Annotated in this window: 22 protein-coding genes; 12 read left to right on the top strand and 10 right to left on the bottom strand. The window is 72.8% G+C overall.

Annotation, left to right across the window (positions count from 1 at the left end; genetic code table 11):
* Window positions 1–133: 133 nt before the first annotated feature.
* From HBO46_RS16410 to HBO46_RS16400, 3 genes are all read left to right on the top strand, one after another.
* Window positions 134–1,315 carry an acyl-CoA dehydrogenase family protein gene (locus HBO46_RS16410; RefSeq protein ID WP_166133584.1) on the top strand — a complete coding sequence of 394 codons (1,182 nt, stop codon included), beginning with the start codon at window positions 134–136 and terminating at the stop codon, window positions 1,313–1,315.
* A gap of 66 nt (window positions 1,316–1,381) precedes the next feature.
* Window positions 1,382–2,614, top strand: a complete 1,233-nt coding sequence (locus HBO46_RS16405) for a glucose-1-phosphate adenylyltransferase family protein (protein WP_166133583.1) — start codon at window positions 1,382–1,384, stop codon at window positions 2,612–2,614.
* Between the two features lie 58 nt (window positions 2,615–2,672).
* Window positions 2,673–3,215 carry a GtrA family protein gene (locus HBO46_RS16400; protein ID WP_166133582.1) on the top strand — a complete coding sequence of 181 codons (543 nt, stop codon included), beginning with the start codon at window positions 2,673–2,675 and terminating at the stop codon, window positions 3,213–3,215.
* Here HBO46_RS16400 and HBO46_RS16395 read toward each other — a convergent pair.
* Together HBO46_RS16395 and HBO46_RS16390 are read right to left on the bottom strand one after the other, a co-directional pair.
* Complete coding sequence (locus HBO46_RS16395; protein ID WP_166133580.1) at window positions 3,148–3,759, bottom strand: Maf family protein; 612 nt, start codon at window positions 3,757–3,759, stop codon at window positions 3,148–3,150. The genes HBO46_RS16400 and HBO46_RS16395 overlap by 68 nt on opposite strands.
* 10 nt (window positions 3,760–3,769) lie before the next feature.
* Window positions 3,770–4,327, bottom strand: coding sequence for a TetR/AcrR family transcriptional regulator (locus HBO46_RS16390; RefSeq protein WP_224769174.1), 558 nt, complete (start codon window positions 4,325–4,327; stop codon window positions 3,770–3,772).
* Window positions 4,328–4,416: 89 nt separating this feature from the next.
* Between HBO46_RS16390 and HBO46_RS16385 the strand changes: the two genes are divergently transcribed.
* Entirely contained in the window at window positions 4,417–5,412 is a 996-nt protein-coding gene (locus tag HBO46_RS16385) for a glycoside hydrolase family 6 protein (protein WP_166133578.1), read from the top strand.
* A 54-nt stretch (window positions 5,413–5,466) separates the two neighbouring features.
* Window positions 5,467–6,474 carry a response regulator transcription factor gene (locus HBO46_RS20810; protein ID WP_166133576.1) on the top strand — a complete coding sequence of 336 codons (1,008 nt, stop codon included), beginning with the start codon at window positions 5,467–5,469 and terminating at the stop codon, window positions 6,472–6,474.
* A gap of 48 nt (window positions 6,475–6,522) precedes the next feature.
* Here the strand turns inward: HBO46_RS20810 and HBO46_RS16375 are convergent, their stop codons facing one another.
* From HBO46_RS16375 to HBO46_RS16360, 4 genes are all read right to left on the bottom strand, one after another.
* Window positions 6,523–7,245 (bottom strand): hypothetical protein, encoded by a 723-nt coding sequence (locus tag HBO46_RS16375; RefSeq protein WP_166133574.1) that lies wholly within the window; start codon window positions 7,243–7,245, stop codon window positions 6,523–6,525.
* 33 nt (window positions 7,246–7,278) lie between these two features.
* Window positions 7,279–8,769 (bottom strand): glycosyltransferase, encoded by a 1,491-nt coding sequence (locus HBO46_RS16370; protein ID WP_166133572.1) that lies wholly within the window; start codon window positions 8,767–8,769, stop codon window positions 7,279–7,281.
* Window positions 8,770–8,923: 154 nt separating this feature from the next.
* Entirely contained in the window at window positions 8,924–9,163 is a 240-nt protein-coding gene (locus HBO46_RS16365; RefSeq protein WP_166133570.1) for an acyl-CoA carboxylase subunit epsilon, read from the bottom strand.
* Window positions 9,160–10,779, bottom strand: coding sequence for an acyl-CoA carboxylase subunit beta (locus tag HBO46_RS16360; protein WP_166133569.1), 1,620 nt, complete (start codon window positions 10,777–10,779; stop codon window positions 9,160–9,162). Before HBO46_RS16360 ends, HBO46_RS16365 begins: the two co-directional genes overlap by 4 nt.
* An 84-nt stretch (window positions 10,780–10,863) precedes the next feature.
* Here HBO46_RS16360 and HBO46_RS16355 point away from each other — a divergent pair, with 84 nt between their 5' ends.
* Complete coding sequence (locus HBO46_RS16355) at window positions 10,864–11,664, top strand: biotin--[acetyl-CoA-carboxylase] ligase (protein WP_166133567.1); 801 nt, start codon at window positions 10,864–10,866, stop codon at window positions 11,662–11,664.
* Between the two features lie 104 nt (window positions 11,665–11,768).
* Here the strand turns inward: HBO46_RS16355 and HBO46_RS16350 are convergent, their stop codons facing one another.
* A complete protein-coding gene (locus tag HBO46_RS16350; protein WP_166133566.1) occupies window positions 11,769–13,079 on the bottom strand; it encodes an HNH endonuclease signature motif containing protein in 1,311 nt (436 codons plus the stop codon).
* A gap of 293 nt (window positions 13,080–13,372) precedes the next feature.
* Between HBO46_RS16350 and HBO46_RS16345 the strand changes: the two genes are divergently transcribed.
* From HBO46_RS16345 to HBO46_RS16320, 6 genes are all read left to right on the top strand, one after another.
* Window positions 13,373–13,879 (top strand): PH domain-containing protein, encoded by a 507-nt coding sequence (locus HBO46_RS16345; RefSeq protein WP_166133564.1) that lies wholly within the window; start codon window positions 13,373–13,375, stop codon window positions 13,877–13,879.
* Entirely contained in the window at window positions 13,866–14,855 is a 990-nt protein-coding gene (locus HBO46_RS16340; protein ID WP_166133563.1) for an adenylate/guanylate cyclase domain-containing protein, read from the top strand. The genes HBO46_RS16345 and HBO46_RS16340 overlap by 14 nt, the downstream gene beginning before the upstream one ends.
* Before the next feature lie 88 nt (window positions 14,856–14,943).
* Window positions 14,944–15,270: a winged helix-turn-helix domain-containing protein gene (locus tag HBO46_RS16335; protein ID WP_166133561.1), complete on the top strand. Its 327-nt coding sequence runs from the start codon at window positions 14,944–14,946 to the stop codon at window positions 15,268–15,270.
* A gap of 10 nt (window positions 15,271–15,280) precedes the next feature.
* Window positions 15,281–16,441 (top strand): 5-(carboxyamino)imidazole ribonucleotide synthase, encoded by a 1,161-nt coding sequence (locus HBO46_RS16330; protein WP_166133560.1) that lies wholly within the window; start codon window positions 15,281–15,283, stop codon window positions 16,439–16,441.
* Window positions 16,442–16,445: 4 nt separating this feature from the next.
* Complete coding sequence (gene purE, locus HBO46_RS16325) at window positions 16,446–16,979, top strand: 5-(carboxyamino)imidazole ribonucleotide mutase (protein ID WP_166133559.1); 534 nt, start codon at window positions 16,446–16,448, stop codon at window positions 16,977–16,979.
* A 10-nt stretch (window positions 16,980–16,989) separates the two neighbouring features.
* A complete protein-coding gene (locus HBO46_RS16320; RefSeq protein WP_166133557.1) occupies window positions 16,990–18,183 on the top strand; it encodes a heparan-alpha-glucosaminide N-acetyltransferase domain-containing protein in 1,194 nt (397 codons plus the stop codon).
* Here the strand turns inward: HBO46_RS16320 and HBO46_RS16315 are convergent.
* Genes HBO46_RS16315 through HBO46_RS16305 form a run of 3 tightly spaced genes read right to left on the bottom strand, consistent with a single transcriptional unit; the run spans window position 18,143 to window position 21,821 of the window.
* On the bottom strand, window positions 18,143–20,272 hold the full coding sequence (locus HBO46_RS16315; RefSeq protein WP_166133555.1) for a xanthine dehydrogenase family protein molybdopterin-binding subunit: 2,130 nt from the start codon (window positions 20,270–20,272) through the stop codon (window positions 18,143–18,145). The two genes, HBO46_RS16320 and HBO46_RS16315, sit on opposite strands and share 41 nt — an antisense overlap.
* Entirely contained in the window at window positions 20,269–21,279 is a 1,011-nt protein-coding gene (locus HBO46_RS16310) for an FAD binding domain-containing protein (protein WP_166133554.1), read from the bottom strand. Before HBO46_RS16310 ends, HBO46_RS16315 begins: the two co-directional genes overlap by 4 nt.
* Window positions 21,276–21,821: a 2Fe-2S iron-sulfur cluster-binding protein gene (locus tag HBO46_RS16305; protein ID WP_166133552.1), complete on the bottom strand. Its 546-nt coding sequence runs from the start codon at window positions 21,819–21,821 to the stop codon at window positions 21,276–21,278. Before HBO46_RS16305 ends, HBO46_RS16310 begins: the two co-directional genes overlap by 4 nt.
* Window positions 21,822–21,889: the final 68 nt, after the last annotated feature.

Raw genomic sequence — 21,889 nt, 5'->3', positions numbered from 1 at the left:
CTGCGAATTCGCGCCTTGGGGATGGTCACATCCTGAGCCTTCCTCGCGCCTGCGCTGCCCGGTCAGCGGGAGACCCGTCGTACGCCGACTCAAGGTGGTTAACAAACGCTAACCAGAGGGCTAGCATGCCGGGATGAGCACCGGATTCGAGCTGTCCCGCGAGCACGAGGAGTTCCGACGCAGCGTGCGTGAGTTCGCGGAGGCGGAGATCGCGCCGCACGCGGCGACGTGGGACCGCGAGCACCACTTTCCCGTCGAGGTCGTGCAGCGCATGGGCGAGCTCGGGCTGTTCGGGCTCACCGCCCCCGAGGAGTACGGCGGGGCGGGGGAGGACGGCGACTTCACCAGCCTCTGCGTGGCGATCGAGGAGATCGGGCGCGTCGACCAGTCGATGGGCATCACCCTCGAGGCGGGCGTGGGGCTGGGGATCAACCCGATCCTGACCTTCGGCACCGAGGAGCAGAAGCAGACCTGGCTGCCCGACCTCGTGGCCGGGCGTCGGCTCGCCGGGTTCGGTCTCACCGAGAACGGCGCCGGCTCCGACGCCGGGGCCACCCGCACCCGGGCCGTCCTCGAGGACGGCGAGTGGGTCATCGACGGGGCGAAGCAGTTCATCACCAACTCCGGCTCCTCGATCACCAGCCTGGTGACGGTGACCGCGCGGACCGCGACCACGGCGCCGGGGGAGAAGCCGGAGATCAGCACGATCATGGTGCCGGCCGGCACGCCCGGCTTCACCGCGGAGAAGGCCTACGACAAGCTCGGCTGGCACGCCTCCGACACCCACCCGCTGTCCTTCGAGGGGGTCCGGGTCCCGGAGGGCAACCTGCTGGGCGAGCGGGGCCGCGGCTACGCGCAGTTCCTGGCGACCCTCGACGACGGGCGGGTCGCGATCGCCGCGCTGGCGGTCGGCTGCCTGCAGGCGTGCCTCGACATGAGCGTCACCTATGCCCTGGGCCGGGAGACCTTCGGCGGGCCGATCGGGCGCAAGCAGGGCGTCGCCTTCCAGATCGCCGATCTCGAGGTGATGCTCGAGAGCAGCCGGCTGCTGACCTATCGCGCCGCGGCCATGAAGGACGCCGGCGCGCCGGTCGAGCAGTTCAAGCGCGCCGCGGCGATCGCCAAGCTGCACGCCACCGAGTCGGCGGTCACCGCCACCCGGATCGCGACCCAGGTCTTCGGGGGCTACGGCTTCATGGAGGAGTACCCGGTCGCCCGCTTCTACCGTGACGCCAAGGTGCTCGAGATCGGCGAGGGCACCTCCGAGGTGCAGCGGATGCTCATCGCCCGAGGGCTCGGCCTGCCGGTGGAGTGACACCAGCGGAGCGGGGGAGTGAGCCGTCGGTCACGCGACCTCACCAGTGCTGTGTGAACATCGGGTATGCCCCGCTCCCGTGTGCTCGCCATCATCCAGGCCGGAGGCTCCGGCGGCCGTCTCGACGTGCTGACCCGCGAGCGTGCCAAGCCCGCGCTGCCCTTCGCCGGCTCCTGGCAGCTGGTCGACCTGCCGCTCTCGAACCTCGCGCACAGCGGGATCAGCGACGTGTGGCTGGCCGTGCAGTTCCAAGGGTCCAGCCTCGAGGAGCAGGTCGCCAACGGCCGCCCGTGGGACCTGGACCGCAACCACGGCGGACTGCGGCTGCTGATGCCCGAGCAGGGGACCGGCACCGCCGACGAGGACGGCTTCGCGCAGGGCAACGCGGACGCGCTCTACCGGATCCGCGACCAGGTGCGGGCCGCGGCGCCGGACGAGGTCGTGGTGCTCAGCGCCGACCACGTCTACCGCCTCGACTTCAACGACGTGCTGGACACCCACCGCCGCGCGGGTGCCGAGTGCACGGTGGTCACCACGACGGTCCCGTCGGGTGATCGGGCCGAGGATCACGCGGTGGTCGAGCACGACGCCGACGGGCGGGTGACTCGCTTCGCCTACAAGCCCGAGCAGGCGTCGAGCGACACGATCGCGACCGAGGCCTTCGTCTACGACCGCGAGGTGCTCATCGAGGTGCTCGAGGAGCTGCACCGAGAGCTCACCCACCAGGCGGACGAGGGCGACACCGGGCTCGGCGACTTCGGCGAGCACCTGCTGCCGCACCTGGTCGAGCGCGGGCGCACCGTCGTCCACGCGTACGACGGCTACTGGCGCGACCTCGGCCAGCCCCACCTCTACCTGCGCGCGCACCGCGAGTTCCTCACCGACGACCAGGGGGTGCTGGACCACCCCGAGTGGCCGATCCTGACCCGGCAGCCGCAGCGCAGCCCGGCCCGGGTGCTCGAGGGCGGCGTCGTCACCGACTCGATGCTGAGCCCGGGCGTCCGCGTCGCCGGGACCGTGCGCCGCAGCGTGCTCGGGCCCGGGGTGGTCGTGGAGGCGGGCGCCGAGGTGGAGGACAGCGTGCTGGGCGCCGACACCGTCGTACGCGCCGGGTCGCGGGTGGCGTGGGCGGTGCTCGACAGCGGCTGCGAGGTCGAGGCCGACGCCGTCCTCGAGGGCGCCGGCGAGGCGGCCCTCGACGACCCGGACCTGGTCACCCTCGTGGGTCGCGGATCGGTCATTGGGCGTGGCGTCCGGCTGGAGCCCGGGAGCCGCCTGGAGCCCGGCTCGACCGCCTGATCGCGGGCGGGGTCCCCACCGCGACGGTCCGGGCGGGGGCTTCAGTAGCCTGTCGCCCATGTCGAGCCGCTGGCGCCGCTACCTGACCGAGGCGGTTCGCTTCCTCGCCGTCGGGGGTCTGGCGACGCTGGTCGCGCTGGTGTTGTTCAACCTGCTGGTCCACGGCTTCGGAGCCGATCGGCTCGCGCTGCTCGAGAGCGAGCCGATCCTGGCCTACGTGCTGGCCAACACCGTCGGCATGGCGGTCAGCTTCCATGGCAGTCGCAACTACGCCTTCAAGGACCGCTCGGTGCGGCCCGCGGACGGCGGCCTCTCGGCGTTCATCGTGATCAACGCGGTCACGATGCTGCTGCCGATCGGCTGCCTGACGATCAGCCGTGAGGTGCTCGGCCTCGCCGACCCGGTCTCGGACAACATCGCGGCCAACGTGATCGGCCTGGTGCTCGGCATGACGGCGCGGTTCTTCCTGTTCCGCACCTTCGTGTTCCGCCGTCCGCTGACGCTCCTGGCCGAGGACCGCTCCGCCGTCAGTGCTATCGAGGCGCCGGCGCCGTCCACAGGTGCGTCCACGAGTGCCCCAGCTGGGCGAGCAGCTCCCTGAGCAACGGCAGGCTCACCCCCACCACGTTGTGGTGGTCGCCCTCGATGCCCGTGATGAACGCGCCGCCGAGGCCGTCGACGGTGAAGGCGCCGGCGACGTGCAACGGCTCGCCGGTCGCGACGTACGCCGCGATCTCCTCGTCGCTCACGTCGGCGAAGTGCACGGTGGTCGAGGCGGTCGCCGCCGCGGTGTGCCCGGTGGCGGTGTCGCGCAGACAGTGACCGGTGCGCAGCACGCCGCTGCGACCCCGCATCGCCTGCCAGCGCCGGGTCGCCTCGGCAGCGTCCGCGGGCTTGCCGAGCGCCTCGCCGTCGAGCTCGAGCACCGAGTCGCAGCCCAGCACCAGGGCGCCGGCCGGCACCTCCTCGCGCGCCGCGACGGCCGCGCACTTCAGCTCGGCCAGACCCAGTGCGAGCTCGGCCGGGGCCAGGCCGTCCAGCTGGGACTCGTCGACCCCGGAGACGATCACGACAGGTTCGACGCCGGCGCTGCGCAGGGTCGCGAGGCGGGCGGGGGAGGCGGAGGCCAGGACGAGGATGCTCACCCGCCGGAGGCTACTGGGCGGCGTCGCCGAGCGTGATGGCGGTGAGCTCAGCGAGCGCGGGGTCGCTGACGCCGTGCTCGGGGGCGCCGATGGAGAGCAGGACGTTGATCAGCATCCCGCGGGCCACGACGTCGCGGACCTCCTGCTCGCTCCACCCGCCGCCGCGCAGCGTCTCGTGGATGCGGCCCAGCCCGGTCCGCGCCACCGCCGCGATCCGCGGCACGTGCCCGGCGGAGAACCCGTGCATCGTGACCTGGAGCAGGTCCCGGTCGCGGATCAGCGGGGTGTACGCCGCGCTGAGCAGCTCGCGTCCGTTGCCGGTGGCGGGCGCGGCATGGAGCAGCACCTGCTCGAAGGCGAGGCGCACCTGCTCGAGCGCCCGCTCGAAGACCTGGAGGAACAGCTCCAGCTTGGTGCCGAAGATCCGCACGACGTACGGCTGGGAGACCCCAGCCTCCTGCGCCACCTCGTCGGTGCTGGTGGCGTTGTAGCCACGCCGGGCGAACGCGCGGGTGGCGGCCTGGAGCACCAGCTCGCGCCGATGGTCGGCACTCATCCGCACGGTCACGTTCGGCACGCTAGCAGCGCGCGCGGCGCCGTCCGGGCCCTTTGGCGACCTCGCCGCTCACGCCCCGGACGAGCAGGCATGATGACTCCGTGAAGCTCCGTGGTCGTCGCGCCCGACCCATGCGCGCGGCGCTGGCGCTGACCGGGATCCTGGCCGGGTCGCTGCTGGTCTCCGGCTGCGGCGAGGACGGCCTGGACCCCCGGACCGACAACCCGTTCGCCGAGCGCGCACTGCTGGTCGACACCGGGTCGCGCACGGCACAGGCGGCCGCGGCGGCCGAGCAGGCCGGCGACACCCGGGGTGCGGAGGTGTTCGGTCGCGTGGCCGAGGTGCCGCAGGCGATCTGGCTGACCCCCGAGCGCACGCCGCCCGGTCAGGTGGGGGAGTACGTCGAGGGGATCGTCCGCGCGGCCGACGACGTCGACCGGCTGCCCGTCCTCGTGGTCTACGGGATCCCCGACCGCGACTGCTCCGGCGGCTACTCGGCCGGTGGTCTGGACGCGTCCGGCTACCTGGCCTGGGTGCAGGAGATCGCCGACGCCGCGACGTCGGGGGAGCCGGCCGTCGCGGTCCTGGAGCCCGACGCCCTGGCCTCCGCGCAGGAGTGCCCGGACCCGACCCAGCGTGTCGAGCTGGTGGGCGGGGCGGTGGACGTGCTCGCCGAGGCCGGCGTCGCGACGTACCTGGACGGCGGCCACTCGCACTGGCTGGCGCCCCGGGACATGGCCGAGCTCCTCACCGACGCCGGGGTCGACCGGGTGCGCGGCTTCGCGACCAACGTGTCGAACTACCAGCTCGACGAGGACGAGGTCGCGTACGCCGAGCGGCTGAGCGGGCTGCTCGACGGCGCGCACTACGTCGTCGATCGCAGCCGCAACGGCGTCGGCGCCGAGGAGGAGTGGTGCAACCCCGACGGGCGGGCCTTCGGGCTCGAGCCCGAGGTCGTGGCCGGCGAGGGAGCGCTCGACGCCTACCTGTGGGTGAAGCCGCCCGGCGAGAGCGACGGCACCTGCAACGGCGGCCCGCCGGCAGGTGACTTCTGGGCGGAGCACACCCTCGAGATGGCCGTACGGTCCGGGTGGTGATCGCCCGCGGGATCGCCGCGGCCCGTGCGCCGCGGGCGTTGCTAGGCTCCAGCCATGACTGGTTCAGACGCTGGCTGGACGGCCGTGATCATCGAGGACGATCCGGACGTACGGGATCTCATCAACGTCGTGCTGACCCAGTCGGGGTTCCGCACCATCGTGGCCAAGGACGGCCCCGACGGTGTCGAGGCCGTGCGCACGCACGACCCGCTGCTGACGACCCTCGACGTGAACATGCCGGGCATGGACGGCTTCGCCGTCGCCAAGCGGTTGCGCGAGTTCAGCAACACCTACCTGATCATGATCACCGCCCTCGCGGACGAGATCGACGTCGTGCAGGGCTTCGAGGCGGGCGCGGACGACTACCTGCTCAAGCCGTTCCGCCCGCGTGAGCTGAGGGCACGCGCGGACTCGATGCTCCGGCGGCCGCGCAACCGGACCGAGGTGCCGACCAGCTGGGCGCCGAGCCCGGCCTTGGCCGTGCCGACGCCGGCCGTCCAGCTCTCGTGGGCCGCCCAGGCGGCGCGCGAGCTCGATCAGGGCGGTCTGCTGAGCGGCGCCAAGCGCGCTGCGCCCAGTCCGAGCCTCGCCCCTGCGGAGCCTCCGGCCCCCAGACCGGCACTCGCTCCGGCCGGGTCCCGGGCCCCGGTGCCGGCACCCGCTGCCGCACCGGCTGCCGCACCGGCTGTCGCGTCGGCCGTCCTGGAGTCCTCGCAGGCGCCGCTCACCGAGGACGGGTGGCTCCGCTTCGCCGACCTCGCGGTCAACCCCGAGACCGGGGCCGTGGTGCTCCGAGGCGTCGCGGTCGAGGTGGCCGTTGCCGAGCTCGACCTGCTGGTCTCGCTGCTGCGGACCGGTCGCCGGGTCCGCAGCAAGGCCGACCTGGTCCTGGCGATGCGCGGCGAGCAGTTCGTCACGACGCACTTCGTCAACGAGGCGGACAAGCGAACGGTGGAGAACCACATCGCGAGCCTGCGTCGCAAGCTCGGTGACGACGGCGCCACCCCGCGCTACATCGAGACGGTGCGCGGGGTCGGCTACCGGATGGCCGAGCCGGTCTGACCTGCGGCACGGCGGGGACCCCACCTGACGGGGCCCGCCGTACCGAGCTCAGTTGGCGTTGATCGGGATCTTGGTGGCCTTGGTCGGCTCGCTGGACTCGAAGATCGCGATCGGCACGTCCTGACGGATCTCCTTCTTGACGAAGGAGTCGCCGCCGGCCCGCTCCTGGATCCACACCGTGGCGGTGAAACGGAGCGTGAGGCCGCGGGTGTCGAGCGACATCGAGCCGATCCGCTGGTTGCGCAGCTCGAACGCGCCCTTGGGCGAGGTGATCAGCATCCCGTGCCGGGTCGTCACCGGCTCGGGGTCGAAGGTGATCGTGCGAGCCGACGCCTCGAGGCGGTAGGGACGCTGGGCGGGGCCGTCGCCGAGGGTCGTCGTCCGCGAGGTCACCGCGATCCGGTCCAGGTAGACCTTGCGCTTGGTGGCGAACGGGTCGCGCAGGCGGCGGTCGAGGTCGTAGGCCTGGAAGGTGAAGGAGAAGAACTTGTCACCGCGCGGGTACCACTCGTTGGTGCGCGGCGTCGACTTGGTCGGCCACAGGGTGTAGACGAAGTCCAGGCCGTCGACGTCGATGTGGGACTGGAACGTCCCGTCCCGGGTGAACTGGGAGTCGAACAGCTCCTCGACCGCGGAGGGTGTGGCGGTCGGCACCGGCTCGTCGTCCGGGGCGAGTGCGTCCCGGAGGGCGCAGGAGCTGAGCAGGAGGGCCAGCACGCACACCAGCACGGAGTACGACGTGGCGCGAGCGCGGCGGGAACGGGTCTGCACGGGGGGGGGTCCTTCGGTTCGGAGAGCTGTGGCTCAGGCCTGGAAGCCGCGGTAGGGACGCATCGCCTTCAGCAGCATCCAGACGGTCTGCACGATCGTGATGACGCCGAGGATGGGCCAGCCGGTCGCGAGGATCTCGGACTTGGTCTCCATCGAGATCGGGGCGTAGGTCCAGACCGCGCCGAACCCGACGAACATGACGGCGAGGGCGATGAACGGGTACATCCAGGCCGCCCCCTTGCCGCGCTCGGCCTTGGCCTGGGCCGCCCAGTTGTCGGTCTGCTGGCGGCTGAAGAACTTCAGCCAGGCCCGCACGAAGTGCCCCATCCGGATCAGCATGTAGATCTCGGCCGGCGCGATGAGCAGCGCGAACAGGTAGTCGCGCCTGTTGGCGAACTTCATCGAGTGCGCGACGCGCAGGTTCAGCAGGACCGCGGCGATCGGCGGGATCAGCCACCAGGCGCGGAACACGAACGCGTCGATGGCGAGAGCGGCGATCAGGAGCAGGAAGAACATCAGCCGCGTGACCATGTTGAGCACCATCGAGAGGTGCTCGAACCAGCGCAGCCGCAGGTTCGGGTGGAACGGCTGACCCTTGGTGTCGCCACGCTGGCCGGGCCACATCAGGTCGATGGCGCCGAAGTTCCACTTCACCTGCTGCGCGTCGAGCGAGCGCAGCGTGGTCATGCCGCCGACGTGGGCGCGCGCGTGCGCGGAGATCTTGGTGAGGTAGCCGGCCGACTTGATCTGCAGCGAGAGCAGGGAGTCCTCGACCTCGGAGTCGTTGACCCATGGGGTGCGCTGGTGGCTGTCCTTCAGCACGTCGCGCAGCGCCTGGGTGGAGAACATCGAGAACTGTCCGCCGAGGACCGCCATGTTGCGGCCCTTGAGGAGGTTCTGCATGTTGAAGGCCGCGAACTGGGCACGCTGGCCGGCGATGAGGAACTTCGACATCGGGCCGTCGAGCGCGGAGTCGTCGATGGAGTAGACCGCCGAGATGCCGCCGATGCGGTCGTCGCTCGCGATCTCGTTGATCAGGTGCTCCACCGCGTCCGGCTCCGGGGTGGTGTCCCCATCCACCCCGAGCAGGTAGTCCATGTGCTCGACGAGGGAGTAGCCGTAGTTGAGCGCCCCGACCTTCTTGTCGGGGTTCTTGCCGATGTCGTGGACGTAGACGAGCGTCGACTGCTCACCGCTCGGCGTCATGCGGGTGTGCGGTCCGGCGTAGTGCCCGGCGATCTCGACGGAGTCGTCGCTGGTGTTGTTGACGATGACGTGGATCGCGTCCGGGAGCCGGGTCTGCATCAGCAGCGAGTCCAGCACGCCGGCGATGGTCTCGCCCTCGTTGTAGGCCGGGATCACGCAGCCGATCGTCGGCCGGTACGTCGGGAGCTCGTCGACCCGCTCGAGGAACTCCTCGGCGTACGCCGCGAGGTGCGGGTCGTGGGTGCGGACGTAGGGGTTCGCCTCGTCCGGGACGAGCCCGGTCGGCGAGGTGTGCTCGGTCCCGTGGCGAGGATCCACGCTGCTCCTGTCGGTAGGCGCGCGGTCCGCCGCGTGCTGCTCGGCTCTGATTCTGCCGCTGGCGTCTCAAGGCGCCGGAGCGGAAAGCCCAAGATCTCCTCAAGAGATCGGGGGCCACCGCTCCGGCGCCCGGAGAGCCGTGATGGGGGTCGCGCTAGCGGGGCAGACCGCTGGCGCGCCAGCCGCCGAGGCCGGGCGACAGCTGACGGCGGGCGGCCCGCTCCGGGGCCGCCCAGGCCGAGACCGCGCGCCGGGGGGCCGGCGCGCTGCCGCCGAGCGTGGAGAAGACGGCGACCAGGGCGGCGATCTCCTCGTGCGTGGCGTCGGGGTTGACCACCCGCAGGACCGGGCGAGCCGGCTCCGGGGTCCCCGCGGTGGCGTCGGCGCCGCTCACAGCGGGATGTTCCCGTGCTTCTTGGCCGGCAGCGTCTCGCGCTTGGAGCGCAGCAGGCGCAGCGAGCGGACCACCTCGGAGCGGGTCTCGTGCGGCGCGATGACCGCGTCGACGTAGCCACGCTCGGCCGCGATGTAGGGGTTGGCCAGGGTGGTCTCGTACTCGTCGATCAGCTCGGCGCGCTTCGCCTCGACGTCGCCACCCTCGGCCTGGACTGCGGCCAGGGTCTTGCGGTGGATGATGTTGGCCGCGCCCTGCGCGCCCATGACCGCGATCTGGGCGGTGGGCCAGGCGATGTTCATGTCCGCGCCGAGGTGCTTGGACGCCATCACGTCGTACGCGCCGCCGTAGGCCTTGCGGGTGATGATCGTGACCAGCGGGACGGTGGCCTCGGCGTAGGCGTAGATCAGCTTGGCGCCGCGGCGGATGATGCCGTTCCACTCCTGGTCGGTGCCGGGCAGGAAGCCGGGGACGTCGACGAAGGTGAGCACCGGGATGTTGAAGGCGTCGCAGAAGCGGACGAACCGGGCGGCCTTCTCGGAGGCGTCGATGTCGAGGCAGCCGGCGAACTGCATCGGCTGGTTGGCGACGACGCCGACCGGACGGCCCTCCACGCGGCCGAAGCCGACGATGATGTTGGGCGCGAAGAGCTCCTGGACCTCGAGGAAGTCCTCGTCGTCGACGATCGCCCGCACGACGTCGTGCATGTCGTAGGGCTGGTTCGGGGAGTCCGGGATGATCGTGTCGAGCGAGCGGTCCAGGTCGCTGACCTCGAGGTCGGACACCTCGTCGTACGACGGGAGCTCGTCGAGGTTGTTCTGCGGCAGGTAGGACAGCAGCGCCTTGACGTACTCGATGGCGTCCTCCTCGTCGGAGGCCATGTAGTGCGCGTTGCCGGACTTGGTGTTGTGGGTCCGGGCGCCGCCGAGGTCCTCCATCGTGACGTCCTCGCCGGTGACGGTCTTGATGACGTCGGGACCGGTGATGAACATGCCGGAGGTCTGGTCGACCATGACGGTGAAGTCGGTGACCGCGGGGGAGTAGACGTGGCCGCCGGCGCAGTTGCCCATGATCAGGCTGATCTGCGGGATGACGCCCGAGGCGTGCACGTTGCGCTTGAAGATCTCGCCGTACAGGCCCAGGGAGACGACGCCCTCCTGGATGCGGGCGCCGGCGCCCTCGTTGATGCCGACCAGCGGCGAGCCGGTCTTCATCGCCATGTCCATGATCTTGGTGATCTTCTCGCCGTAGACCTCGCCCAGCGAGCCGCCGAAGACGGTGAAGTCCTGGGAGAACGCGCAGACCTGGCGGCCGTTGACGGTGCCGTAGCCGGTGACGACGCCGTCGCCGTACGGGCGGGTCTTCTCGAGGCCGAAGGCGGTGGAGCGGTGGCGGGCGAGCTCGTCGATCTCGACGAAGGAGCCCTCGTCGAAGAGCAGGGCCACGCGCTCGCGTGCGGTCAGGCGTCCCTTGGCGTGCTGCTTCTCGACCGCCTTGGCCGAGCCGGCGTGGACCGCCTCGTCGATGCGGCGCTCGAGGTCCGCCAGCTTGCCGGCCGTCGTGTGGATGTCGATGTCCGTGGGGACCTCGGTGCCTTCGCCGGGTAGTGCGCTCACTGGTACTGATCTCCTCGCTGGCGTCCGTGCAGGGTGTGGGCCAATGTAGTGCCCGTGATTCCTTCGCAGTCGGCGCGCCCACCATTGGACAGGACACGGGTCACCGCACGACGCCGTGATCTCGGGCCCGACCTGGTCCTCGAGGTGCTCGAGGAGACCACGTCCACCAACGCCGTCGCCGCCCAGCGCGCGCGTGCCGGGGCCGCCGAGGGTCTCGTCGTCGTGGCGGAGCACCAGAGCGCCGGGCGCGGCCGTCTCGACCGCAGCTGGGAGATGCCCGCGCGCTCCGGGCTGATCGTCTCGGTGCTGCTGCGCCCGGTCCTCGCCACGCGCGAGTGGCCGTGGCTGCCGCTCTTGACCGGGTACGCCGTGGGACGCACGCTGCGCGAGGCCGGGTTCCCCGCCGCCGGGGTGAAGTGGCCCAACGACGCGCTGATCGGGGACCGCAAGGTCGCCGGCATCCTCGTCGAGGTCGTCGACACCCCCACCGGACTGGCCGCGGTCGTGGGGATCGGCCTCAACGTCGACCTGACGCCCGAGGAGCTGCCGATCCCGACCGCGACGTCGCTGGCCCTCGAGGCAGGCGAGCGCGGTGTGCCCGACCGCGCCGACCTGCTCGCCGACCTGCTCGCCACCCTGCTGGACACCTACCGGGACTGGCAGCGTGACAGCGCCGACGGGGCCGACGGAGCGCAGCGCCTGCGCGCGGCGTACCGCGACGCCTGCGTGACCCTGGGCCGCGACGTCCGCGTCGAGCTGCCCTCCGGCGAGGCCCTCCTCGGCCGGGCCACCGACGTCGACGAGACCGGCCGGCTGCTCGTCGAGGGCCCTGACGGTGAGGTCGCGGTCGGCGCCGGAGACGTCGTGCACGTCCGTCCCGCCTGAGCCCCGGCGGTCGAGTTTGTCGAGACCGAAGTCCGCGGAGCCGCTGGCCGGGCAGGGGTGTGACCCCGCATGGCTGGCTGCTGGCGGGGTCCGGAGCGGTCGATCTACAGGTCCGGCGGGTGTGCGGTGACGAGCCGGGTCTCGCCGTGGTCCTTGACCAGGTGCAGCCCGTGGGGTGATCGCCAGAGGTAGGTCGCGGCGTCGGTCCTGTCGTAGGTCCACGCCGTGTGGGTCTTGGCGCGGTGATGTCGGCGACAGAGCGGGGCGAGGTTGCAGCTGCACGTCGGACCGTCGTCGCCGTGGGCGATGACGTGGTCGGTGTCGCAGCGCCGGGCCGGGCGTTCGCACCACGGAAACGCGCACACCGGCTGGGTGAGACGGGTCTGCTCGGCGAGCCTGTCGGGGACCGCGTAGGCGTCGGTGTGGTGGTGGGCCCCGAGATCGATGACCGGCTTGATCACCACCTGCGCGTCGCTGGTGCACCACGCGCGGACCTGCTCGGTCGACACGATCGTCCGGGTCTCCTCGATGCGGGCGATGCCGGCCACATCACGGGAGATCGCGGCATCGGACAGATGCACGTGGATGACGACCTGGCGCGGCTTCACCACCGAGGCGGCGCCGTCACCGGCGATGCCGGCCTCGGTGCGCAGGTCGAACGCGAGCTGTCGTCGGGCGAGCTCACCGGCGGCCATCGAGCGACGCACGTCCAACGACTCCGTCGACCCGAGTGCCGCGAGCTCTTCGGCGCCCTGGCGGATCGCGGTGTCCAGGTCGAGGGCGTCGGCGAGGTCGAGCTCACCCTCCACGTGCACGGTGCCGTCGTGGGTCGCCTGGTCGGTGTGGACGTCGAAGCGGCGTCCGTCGGCGGCCTCGCGGCGCTGCTTCTCCGCGCCCTCGGGGTCGAAGACCGCACGCGCGTGATCCACCAGTCGCTCGATGCCGGCCCAGCCGACCTTCCCGACCCTCCCGGCGAGCTGGCGGTCCACGAAGTCCGCACCCTCCGGTGGCAGTCGCAGCGTGAGCTGCGCGAGCCGGCGACCCTTCCAGACCGGAACCACCCCGGCACGCATCTGGGCCCAGGTCCGCGGCAACCGGTGCGCCAGCTCGAGCGCAGCACCGACCAACGCACGCGCGGAATCGGTCGAGATCCCCAGCGCCGCACCCAGCTCCATCGGCGCGAACTCCGCCACCAGCGGCGTCCCCTCACCACCGAGCGGCACGGCCACCTCGGCGAAGATCCACCCGGCGGCCGGTGCCTGCGGCGAGATCGACTCCGCCGGGTGCATCGCTGCCCACGCGAGAGCAGCCTCCAGGACCCCGAACTCCGCCCGGTGGGCGGCGGCCCGCTGCTCCTGCGCGAACGCCAGCACGGCGGCTGGGGTGTCGCAGTCGGGGAGCTCGGGGTCGGCCATGCCTCATCCTACTCGAACGCACGTTCGAGAACAAGAGTCCTTCCACCGTGGATCTCGACAGGCTCGACCGCCGGCCGGGCCGCCACTGTCGGTCGAGCAGCGAGCGCCAACGAGCGACCATCGAGACCCCTCGGCCCCGTCCCGACGAGCTCGCCCAATGGGTGCTGCTCGACCGACGGGGTGCCTCCCGCCACTGGCTCGGCGGCGGTCCTCTGCTCAGCCCTCCACGCCCCGCTTCTCGCCACGTGAGTCTCGGATCACACGCCGGGGGCGGGGGATGGGATGATCTCGCCGTGGCTCTGAATCCCAAGCTCCTCAACGACGGCGAGGTCGTCGTCGTGTCGACGCGCACGCACGCCAAGGCACTGCTCGTGCCGCTGCTGGCGCTGGTCCTGCTGCTGGCAGCCGGGCTCGCGATCCAGCTGCTCGTCGGCCAGGAGGTGGTCACGCGGATCGGCTGGGTTGCGGTCGTCGTGCTGGCCGGGCGCTGGGTCCTGTGGCCGTTCCTCGAGTGGCTCATGGGTGCCTACGCCTTCACCAACCGCCGGCTGATCACCCGCACCGGCGTGCTGGTGCGGAGGGGCCACGACATCCCCCTCTCGCGGATCAGCGACATCGAGATCGAGCTGCACCTCAACGACCGGCTGCTCGGGTGCGGCACGCTGGTGATCAGCGATGCCAGCACCCACGGCCGGGTCGTGCTGCCCGACATCCCTCGCGTCGAGGAGACCAAGCGCCGCGTCCACCAGCTCCTCCACGACCAGGCCACGGAGGCCTCCTCCCGACATGAAGGAATCTGAGTCCCTCACCCGGACGGCGGGCCTCGAGCGCGCGATCCTGGGTGCGGTCCCGACCTACACCGCCGCCGACGTCGCGGCGCAGAGCGGCGTCTCCCTCGACGAGGCGCGCCGGCTGTGGCGCGCGCTGGGCTTCCCTGAGACCGGCGGGGACACCGCCTTCACCTCCGCCGACACCGAGGCGGTCTCGCGGATCTTCGCGATGGTGGAGTCCGGGCTGATCGACTTCGACCTCGCGGTCACGATCACCCGGGCCGTGGGCCAGACCATGGCCCGCCTCGCCGACTGGGAGACCACGGCGCTGCTGCACCGCGTCGAGGAGATGACCCAGGGTGAGGCCGACACCCCGCAGGGCCGGCTCGCGGCGGCGATGCGCATCTTCGAGGAGTTCTCGGGCTCCTTCGAGGAGCTGCTGGTCTATGTCTGGCGCCGTCACCTGGCCGCGTCGGTCGCGCGCGTCGAGGCGCTCAGCGCCCGCGAGGAGGACCTGCACACCACCCAGCTGACGGTCGGTTTCGCCGACATCGTGAGCTTCACGGCGCTGTCCAACCAGCTCAGCGAGGACCGCATCGGCGACCTCGTGGAGCTCTTCGAGTCGCGCTGCGCCGACGTCGTCGCCAACCAGCGTGGGCGGGTCATCAAGAGCATCGGCGACTCGGTGCTGTTCGTGAACGACGACCCGATCGCCGCCTACGACACTGCCGCCGGGATCATCAACGTCATCGGGCGCGACCCGCGCATGCCCGACGTGCGCGTGGGCCTGGCCAGTGGTCTGGTCGTCATGCGCCTCGGCGACGTCTTCGGCCCCCCGGTCAACATGGCCGCCCGGCTGACCGCCGTCGCGCGCCGCAACCGCATCATCATCGACGCGCGCACTGCGGAGCTGCTGCCCGACGACCAGTTCGAGACCCGTCGGCTCCCGGCGCGTCCGGTGCGCGGGTTCGGTCTCGTGGAGCCGGTGTCCGTACGCCGCAGCTGATCGTCCGCACGTGGGCACCATGTTGCGGCCGACCCCCTTTCTCGCAATTGCTGCGTGAGGACTCTCACATGCTCCTACCGTGGGGCGCGTGTACGAGGTCCAGGACGTTCGACTCGACCCGGGGAGCCGGCGGGTCTGGCGCGGGGCGAGCGAGGTCGTGCTGTCGCGCAAGGAGTTCGAGCTGCTGCACGCGCTGATCGCGCGTGCCGGTGAGGTCGTCACCCGCGAGGAGCTCATGCACGACGTCTGGGACACGACCTTCTGGACCTCCTCCAAGACCATCGACGTCCACCTCGGCTGGGTGCGCCGCAAGCTCGGCGACGACAGTCGCGAGCCCCGGTTGATCACCACCATCCGGGGCCAGGGACTCCGCTTCGAGAAGGGCGAGCCGAGCGGCTCGGGAGTCGTCTCCTAGAGTTCAGGCCGTGTCCGAGCCCGCTCCCACCCTCGCCGTCATCGGCGGCGGCCAGCTCGCGCGGATGATGGCGCAGCCCGCCATCGCGCTCGGCCTGCCGCTGCGCCTGCTTGCCGAGGCGCCCGGCGTCTCCGCCGCCCAGGTCATCCCCGACCAGCTGGTCGGCGACTACCGCGACCTGGCCACCCTGCGCCGGGTCAGCGAGGGGTGCGCGGTCGTCACCTTCGACCACGAGCACGTCCCCACCGACCACCTCCACGCCCTGGAGGCCGACGGCATCGCCGTACGCCCCGGGCCCGAGGCGCTGGTCCACGCCCAGGACAAGGGCGTGATGCGCGAGCGGCTCGCCGCGCTCGGCGTGCCCTGCCCCCGCAACGCGATCGTCGTGGACGTCGCGGACGTCGAGGCGTTCGGCTTGCCGTGCGTGCTCAAGACCACCCGCGGCGGGTACGACGGCAAGGGCGTGTGGTTCGTGCGCTCGGCGGAGGACTGCGCCGAGCCGTTCGCGGCGGCCGCGGCCGCCGGCGTACGCCTGCTGGCCGAGGAGCTCGTCGACTTCCGCCGCGAGCTGTCCGCGCTGGTGGCCCGCTCGCCCAGCGGCCAGGCGGCGGCGTACCCCGTCGTGGCCAGCACCCAGAAGGACGGCATCTGCCACGAGGTCATCGCCCCGGCACCCGACCTGGACCCCGACCTCGCCGGACGGGCCCAGGAGATCGCGCTGCGCATCGCCGGCGAGCTCGACGTGACCGGCGTGCTCGCCGTGGAGCTCTTCGAGACCACCGACGGCCGGGTGCTGGTCAACGAGCTCGCGATGCGCCCGCACAACACCGGGCACTGGACCCAGGACGGCGCGGTCACCTCGCAGTTCGAGAACCACCTGCGCGCGGTCCTGGACCTGCCGCTCGGCTCGCCCGCGCCGCGCGCCCGCTGGACGGTGATGGTCAACATCCTCGGCGGCCCCGAGGCCGAGGTCGGTCGGCTGTACGACGGCTACCCCCACGCGATGGCCCGCGACCCGCACCTGCGGGTGCACCTGTACGGCAAGGAGCTGCGCCCTGGCCGCAAGGTCGGCCACGTCAACGCCTACGGCGACGATCTCGAGGACTGCCTGGAGCGGGCGCGGCACGCCGCCGCCTGGTTCCGCGGCGACCTCGGCAACGAGAGCGAGTGACCCCATGACCCAGCAGCAGAGTGAGCAGCAGCCGCGCGTCGGCATCGTGATGGGCTCGGACTCCGACTGGCCGGTCATGCAGGCCGCCGGGGAGGCGCTCGCGGAGTTCGACATCGCCTTCGAGGCCGACGTGGTCTCCGCGCACCGGATGCCCGAGGAGATGATCGACTACGGCAAGCAGGCCGCCGGGCGCGGGCTGTCGGTGATCATCGCCGGCGCCGGGGGAGCGGCCCACCTCCCGGGCATGCTGGCCGCCGTCACGCCGCTGCCGGTCATCGGGGTCCCGGTGCCGCTGGCCCACCTCGACGGGATGGACTCGCTGCTCTCGATCGTGCAGATGCCGGCCGGCGTCCCGGTCGCGACGGTGGCGGTCGGCAACGCCCGCAACGCGGGCCTGCTCGCGGTGCGGATCCTGGCCGCGACGGACCCGGCGCTGCAGCAGCGGATGCTCGACTTCCAGGCCGAGCTCAAGGCCGCCGCCCACCGCAAGGGCGAGGCGGTGCGGGGCGCGGCCGCCCCGCGACGCGCGGGCTTCTGAGACCACCGCGATGAACGGGCCGGCGCCGCCACCGGGCCGGTTCGTCGCGCTCGACGTCGCCCGCTGCCTGGCGCTGCTCGGGATGGTGGCCACCCACGTGGTCGCCGCGCGCGACCCCGACGGGTCGCTGAGCGCCGCGCAGTGGCTCGCCGGCGGGCGCGCGTCCGCGCTGTTCGCGGTGCTGGCCGGGGTCACGATCGCCCTGGCCACCGGCGGGCCGACGCCGTACGCCGGGCGCGAGCGGGCGGCCCGCTGCGCCGGGCTGGCCGCGCGGGCGCTGCTGGTGGCGGGCCTCGGGCTGCTGCTCGGGCTGCCGGACTCCGGGCTGGCGGTGATCCTCACCTACTACGGCGTGCTCTTCCTGCTCGGGCTGCCGTTCGTCGGGCTGCGCACGCCCGCCCTGCTCGCACTCGCCGCGGCCTGGGCGGTCGTCGCGCCCGTGCTCTCGCACCTGGTGCGCCCGCACCTGCCCGCGCGGGGCTTCGACAGCCCCCAGCCGACCGACGTCACGGAGCCCGGGCGGCTGCTCGCGGAGCTGCTGTTCACCGGCTACTACCCGGGCCTCGCGTGGCTGGCGCTGCTGCTGCTCGGCATGGCGATCGGGCGTGCGGACCTGACCCGTCGCGGTGTCGCCGTCGTCCTGACCGTCGGCGGCCTGGCGCTCGCGGTGGGCGCCACGCTGGTGTCGGGCGCGCTCACCGCACGCGCCGACGTCGTCGAGGCGCTGCTGCGCGGGCGCTGGGAGAGCACCGGCCCCGAGGTGCTCGACGCGGTCGCGACGGGCATGAGCGGCACGACGCCCACCGGCGGGGCGTGGCAGTGGCTGCTGGTGGTCGCGCCGCACAGCGGTACGCCGTTCGACCTCGCCCACACCGCCGGCAGCGCCGCCGCGGTCATCGGCCTGTGCCTGCTGGTCCTCGCAGCGCTCCCGGAGACCGCGGCGGTCGCGCTGCGGGTGGTCGCCGGCGCCGGGACGATGACCCTGACCCTCTACGCGCTGCACATCCTGCTGCGCACCGAGGCGCTGTGGCCGCCCGACGAGGGGGCGTTCCACTGGCACGCCCTGGTGCTGCTGGCGATCGGCGCGGCGTACGTCGCCGCCGGGCGGCGTGGGCCGCTGGAGCGGCTGGTCGGCCGCCTCTCCGCCGCGGCGGCCGACCTGGTCAGGACCCCGGCAGCGCCGCGACCAGCAGGTCGGGAGTGACCGGGATCTGACGCACCGGCACGCCGATGGCGTGCCGCACGGCGTTGAGGACCGCCGCCGAGGTCCCGACGATCCCGATCTCGCCGATGCCGCGCGAGCCCATCGGGGTGGCCAGCTGGTCGTCCTCCTCCAGCCAGTCGGCCTGGAGGTCGAGGACGTCGGCGTGCGTCGCCACGTGGTACGTCGCGAGGTCCTGGGTGACGAAGTGGCCGAACCGCGGGTCGCGCCACGACTCCTCGAGGAGCGCCGCGGACAGGCCCATCACCAGGCCGCCGAGCAGCTGGGAGCGGGCCGTGCGCGGGTTGATCACCCGGCCCACCGAGTAGGTGCCGTGCAGCCGCGGCACCCGCACCTCGCCGGTGAGCCGGTGCACCCGGGCCTCGGCGAAGACGGCCCCGAAGGAGTGCATCGCGTGCGTCTGGGCGTCGGGGTTGTCGGCGGCGGACGCGGTCGTGACCAGGCCGGGGTCGGGGGAGTCGCCGTGGTCGGCGCGGAACTGCTGGGCCGCGGCGACGATCGCGCTGCCCCACGAGCTGGTCCCGGAGGAGCCGCCCGCCACGGAGGCGCTGGGGAGCAGGGTGTCGGCGATCTCGAGCTGCACCGCGTCCAGCGGGCAGCCGAGGGCGTCGGAGGCGATCTGGGCCAGCACGGTGCGCGCCCCGGTGCCGATGTCGACGGCCGCGATGGAGACGGCGTAGCGCCCGTCGGGCAGCGAGCAGACGCGCGCCTCGTTGCCCGGCTGGCGCATCATCGGGTACGTCGCGGAGGCGACACCGGTGCCGATCCACCACTCGCCGTCCAGCCGGGCCGCGGCCTCGGCGGGGCGCTCGCGCCAGCCGAACGCCTCGGCGCCGCGCTCCAGGCACTCCACGAGGCGCCGGTCGTTCCACGGCAGCTTCGTCTCGGGGTCGACCTCCGGCTCGTTGCGCACCCGCAGGTCCACGGGGTCCACGCCGGTGGCGATCGCGAGGTCGTCCATCGCCAGCTCGTGGGCGAGCATCCCCGGCATCTCCCCGGGGGCGCGCATCCAGGACGGCACGGTGACGTCGAGACGGGCCAGGCGGTGCCGGGTGCGCCGGTGCGGCGCGGCGTACATCATCCGGGTGGGGGAGGCGGTCTGCTCGGCGTACTCGCGGATCCGGGAGGTCTGCTCGAAGGCCCGGTGCTCGATCGCGGTGAGGGTGCCGTCGGCGTGCGCGCCCAGGCGCATGCGGGAGATCGTGGCGGTGCGGTAGCCGGTCATCGCGAACATCTGCTGGCGGGTCACCGCGAGGCGCACCGCGCGGCCGGGCACCGTCCGGGCGGCCAGCGCGGCGGCCATCTCGTGGCTGTGCGCCTCGCCCTTGCTGCCGAACCCGCCACCGACGTACGGCGCCACCACCCGCAGCTGCCTGTCCTCCAGGCCGAGCATCGGGGCGAGGGCCGCGGCCACGCCGTACACACCCTGGGTGGAGTCGTGCAGGGTCAGCACCGGGCCGTCGCCGTCCTCCTGCCACCGGGCCACCACGGCGTGCGGCTCGAGCGGGTTGTTGGACTCGTACGCCGTGCGGTAGGTCTCCTCGACGACCACGTCGGCGCCCGCGAGCGCCGCGTCCACGTCGCCCTCGTCGGTGTCGGTGGGCAGCTCGGGGTTGACCGCCTCCGGGCGGTGGTCGGCGTTGTCCTCGCGCAGCTCCGCCTCGTGCGGGTCGCTGGCGTAGGTGAGGTCCACGAGCGACGCGCCCTCCCGGGCGGCCTCGGAGGTCTCGGCGAGGACGACCGCGACGATCTGGCCCCGGTAGCCGACCTCGGCGTCCTGGAGGATCGCCAGCTCGGCGTTGTCGGTCTGTGCCAACCGGGGCGCGTTGGTGTGGTCGAGCACCGCGACCACCCCGGGGTGGGCCAGGGCCCGGCCGTGGTCGATCGCGGTGACCCGGCCGCGGGCGATGGTGCTGGTGACCAGCCAGGCGTGCAGCGCGTCGGCGGGCGCCATCTCGACGGCGTACGCCGCGCGCCCGGTGACCTTCTCGACCCCGTCGGCGCGCTCGAGGTCGCGGCCGATCTGGGTGGGGGTGACGGGGGTGGGGCTCACCTCGAGCGGCGGGGTCATCGCGGGCCTCCCTGGCGCAGCCGGTCGAGCACGAGCACGGTGGCTCCCTCGACCATGGTGGTCTTGTAGGCGGTCTGGTCGTCGGTCACCGCGTCCGCGAGCTCGGCGCGGGCGGCTGCCCGCACGGCCTCCTCGTCGGGGACCCGGCCGCGCAGCAGCTCCTCGGCACGCGTGGCGCGCCAGGGCTTGTGGGCCACGCCGCCCCACACGATCCGGGCGTCGCGCACGGTGCCGGCGTCGGCGAGGTCGAGGGCCGCGGCGACGGAGACCAGGGCGAAGGCGAACGACGCGCGGTCGCGGGCCTTGTAGTAGCCCGACCGGCGGGCGCCGGGGGAGTCGGGCAGCTCGACGGCGGTGATCAGCTCCCCGTGGCGCAGCGTGGTGTCGTCCTGCGGGCGGTCCCCGGGCAGCCGGTGCAGCTCGGCGACCGGGAGGCGGCGCTCGCCGTCCGGTCCGAGCACCACGACCGTCGCGTCCACGGCGGCCAGCGCCACGGCCAGGTCGGAGGGGTGGACGGTGACGCACTCGGCGCTGGCGCCCAGCACCGCGTTGTAGCGCCCGTAGCCGCCCACGGCCGAGCAGCCGGTGCCGGGCTCGCGCTTGTTGCACGGCGTGGTGACGTCCTGGAAGTACACGCAGCGCGTGCGCTGGAGCAGGTTGCCGGCGGTGGTGGCCTGGTTGCGGATCTGGCCGGAGGCCCCGGCGAGCAGGGCGCGGGCCACCACCGGGAACCGCTCGCGCACCCGCCGGTCGGCCGCCAGGTCGCTGTTGCGGACGTTGGCGCCGATCCGCAGCCCGGTCGGGGAGCCGCCGGCGTCGGTGAGGTCCTCGACCTCCTCCATCGGCAGCCGGCTGACGTCGACGAGGGTGGCCGGGCGGGCCACCCCGAGCTTGAGGTGGTCGACGAGGTTGGTGCCGCCGGCCAGGAAGCGGGCCTCCGGGTCGCCGCTCACCGCGGCGACGGCGGCGGCCGGGTCCTCGGGGCGCAGGTAGGTCAGCTCCCTCATGCCTGGGCCCCCGCGCTCTCGCGGACCGCGGCGAGGATGCCGGCGTACGCGCCGCAGCGGCACAGGTTGCCGCTCATCCGCTCCCGGATCTCCTCGTCGCTGAGGGTCCCCGCCTCGACGTCCTCGCCCAGGTCCGGGGTCACGTGGCTCGGGCAGCCGCGCGCGGCCTCGTCGAGGGCCCCGATGGCCGAGCAGACCTGGCCGGGGGTGCAGTAGCCGCACTGGAGACCGTCGTGGTCCAGGAACGCCTGCTGCACCGGGTGCAGCCCGCCGGCCCCGCCTTCCAGCTCGCCATCCTTGCCTTCCAGGCCGGCGGCGGTGACGATCTCGGCGCCGTCGTGGGCGACGGCGAGCGCGAGGCAGGTGAGGTGGCGGCGACCGTCCAGCAGCACGGTGCACGACCCGCACTGGCCGTGGTCACACCCCTTCTTGGGCGAGTTCACCCCCAGCCGCTCGCGCAGCGCGTCCAGCAGGGTGGTGCGGGTGTCCACGGTGACGGTGCGCTGACGCCCGTCGACGGTCAGCGTGAGCTCGGCGTCCATGGCGGCGCCGGTACCCGGCGGCCCGCTCGCCAACCTCCGCGTCAACCCCGACGTCGGCCCCGACGTGG

This window comes from Nocardioides ochotonae (assembly GCF_011420305.2).
Taxonomy (GTDB): domain Bacteria; phylum Actinomycetota; class Actinomycetes; order Propionibacteriales; family Nocardioidaceae; genus Nocardioides; species Nocardioides ochotonae.
This window is presented reverse-complemented; position numbering and strand designations above follow the sequence as displayed.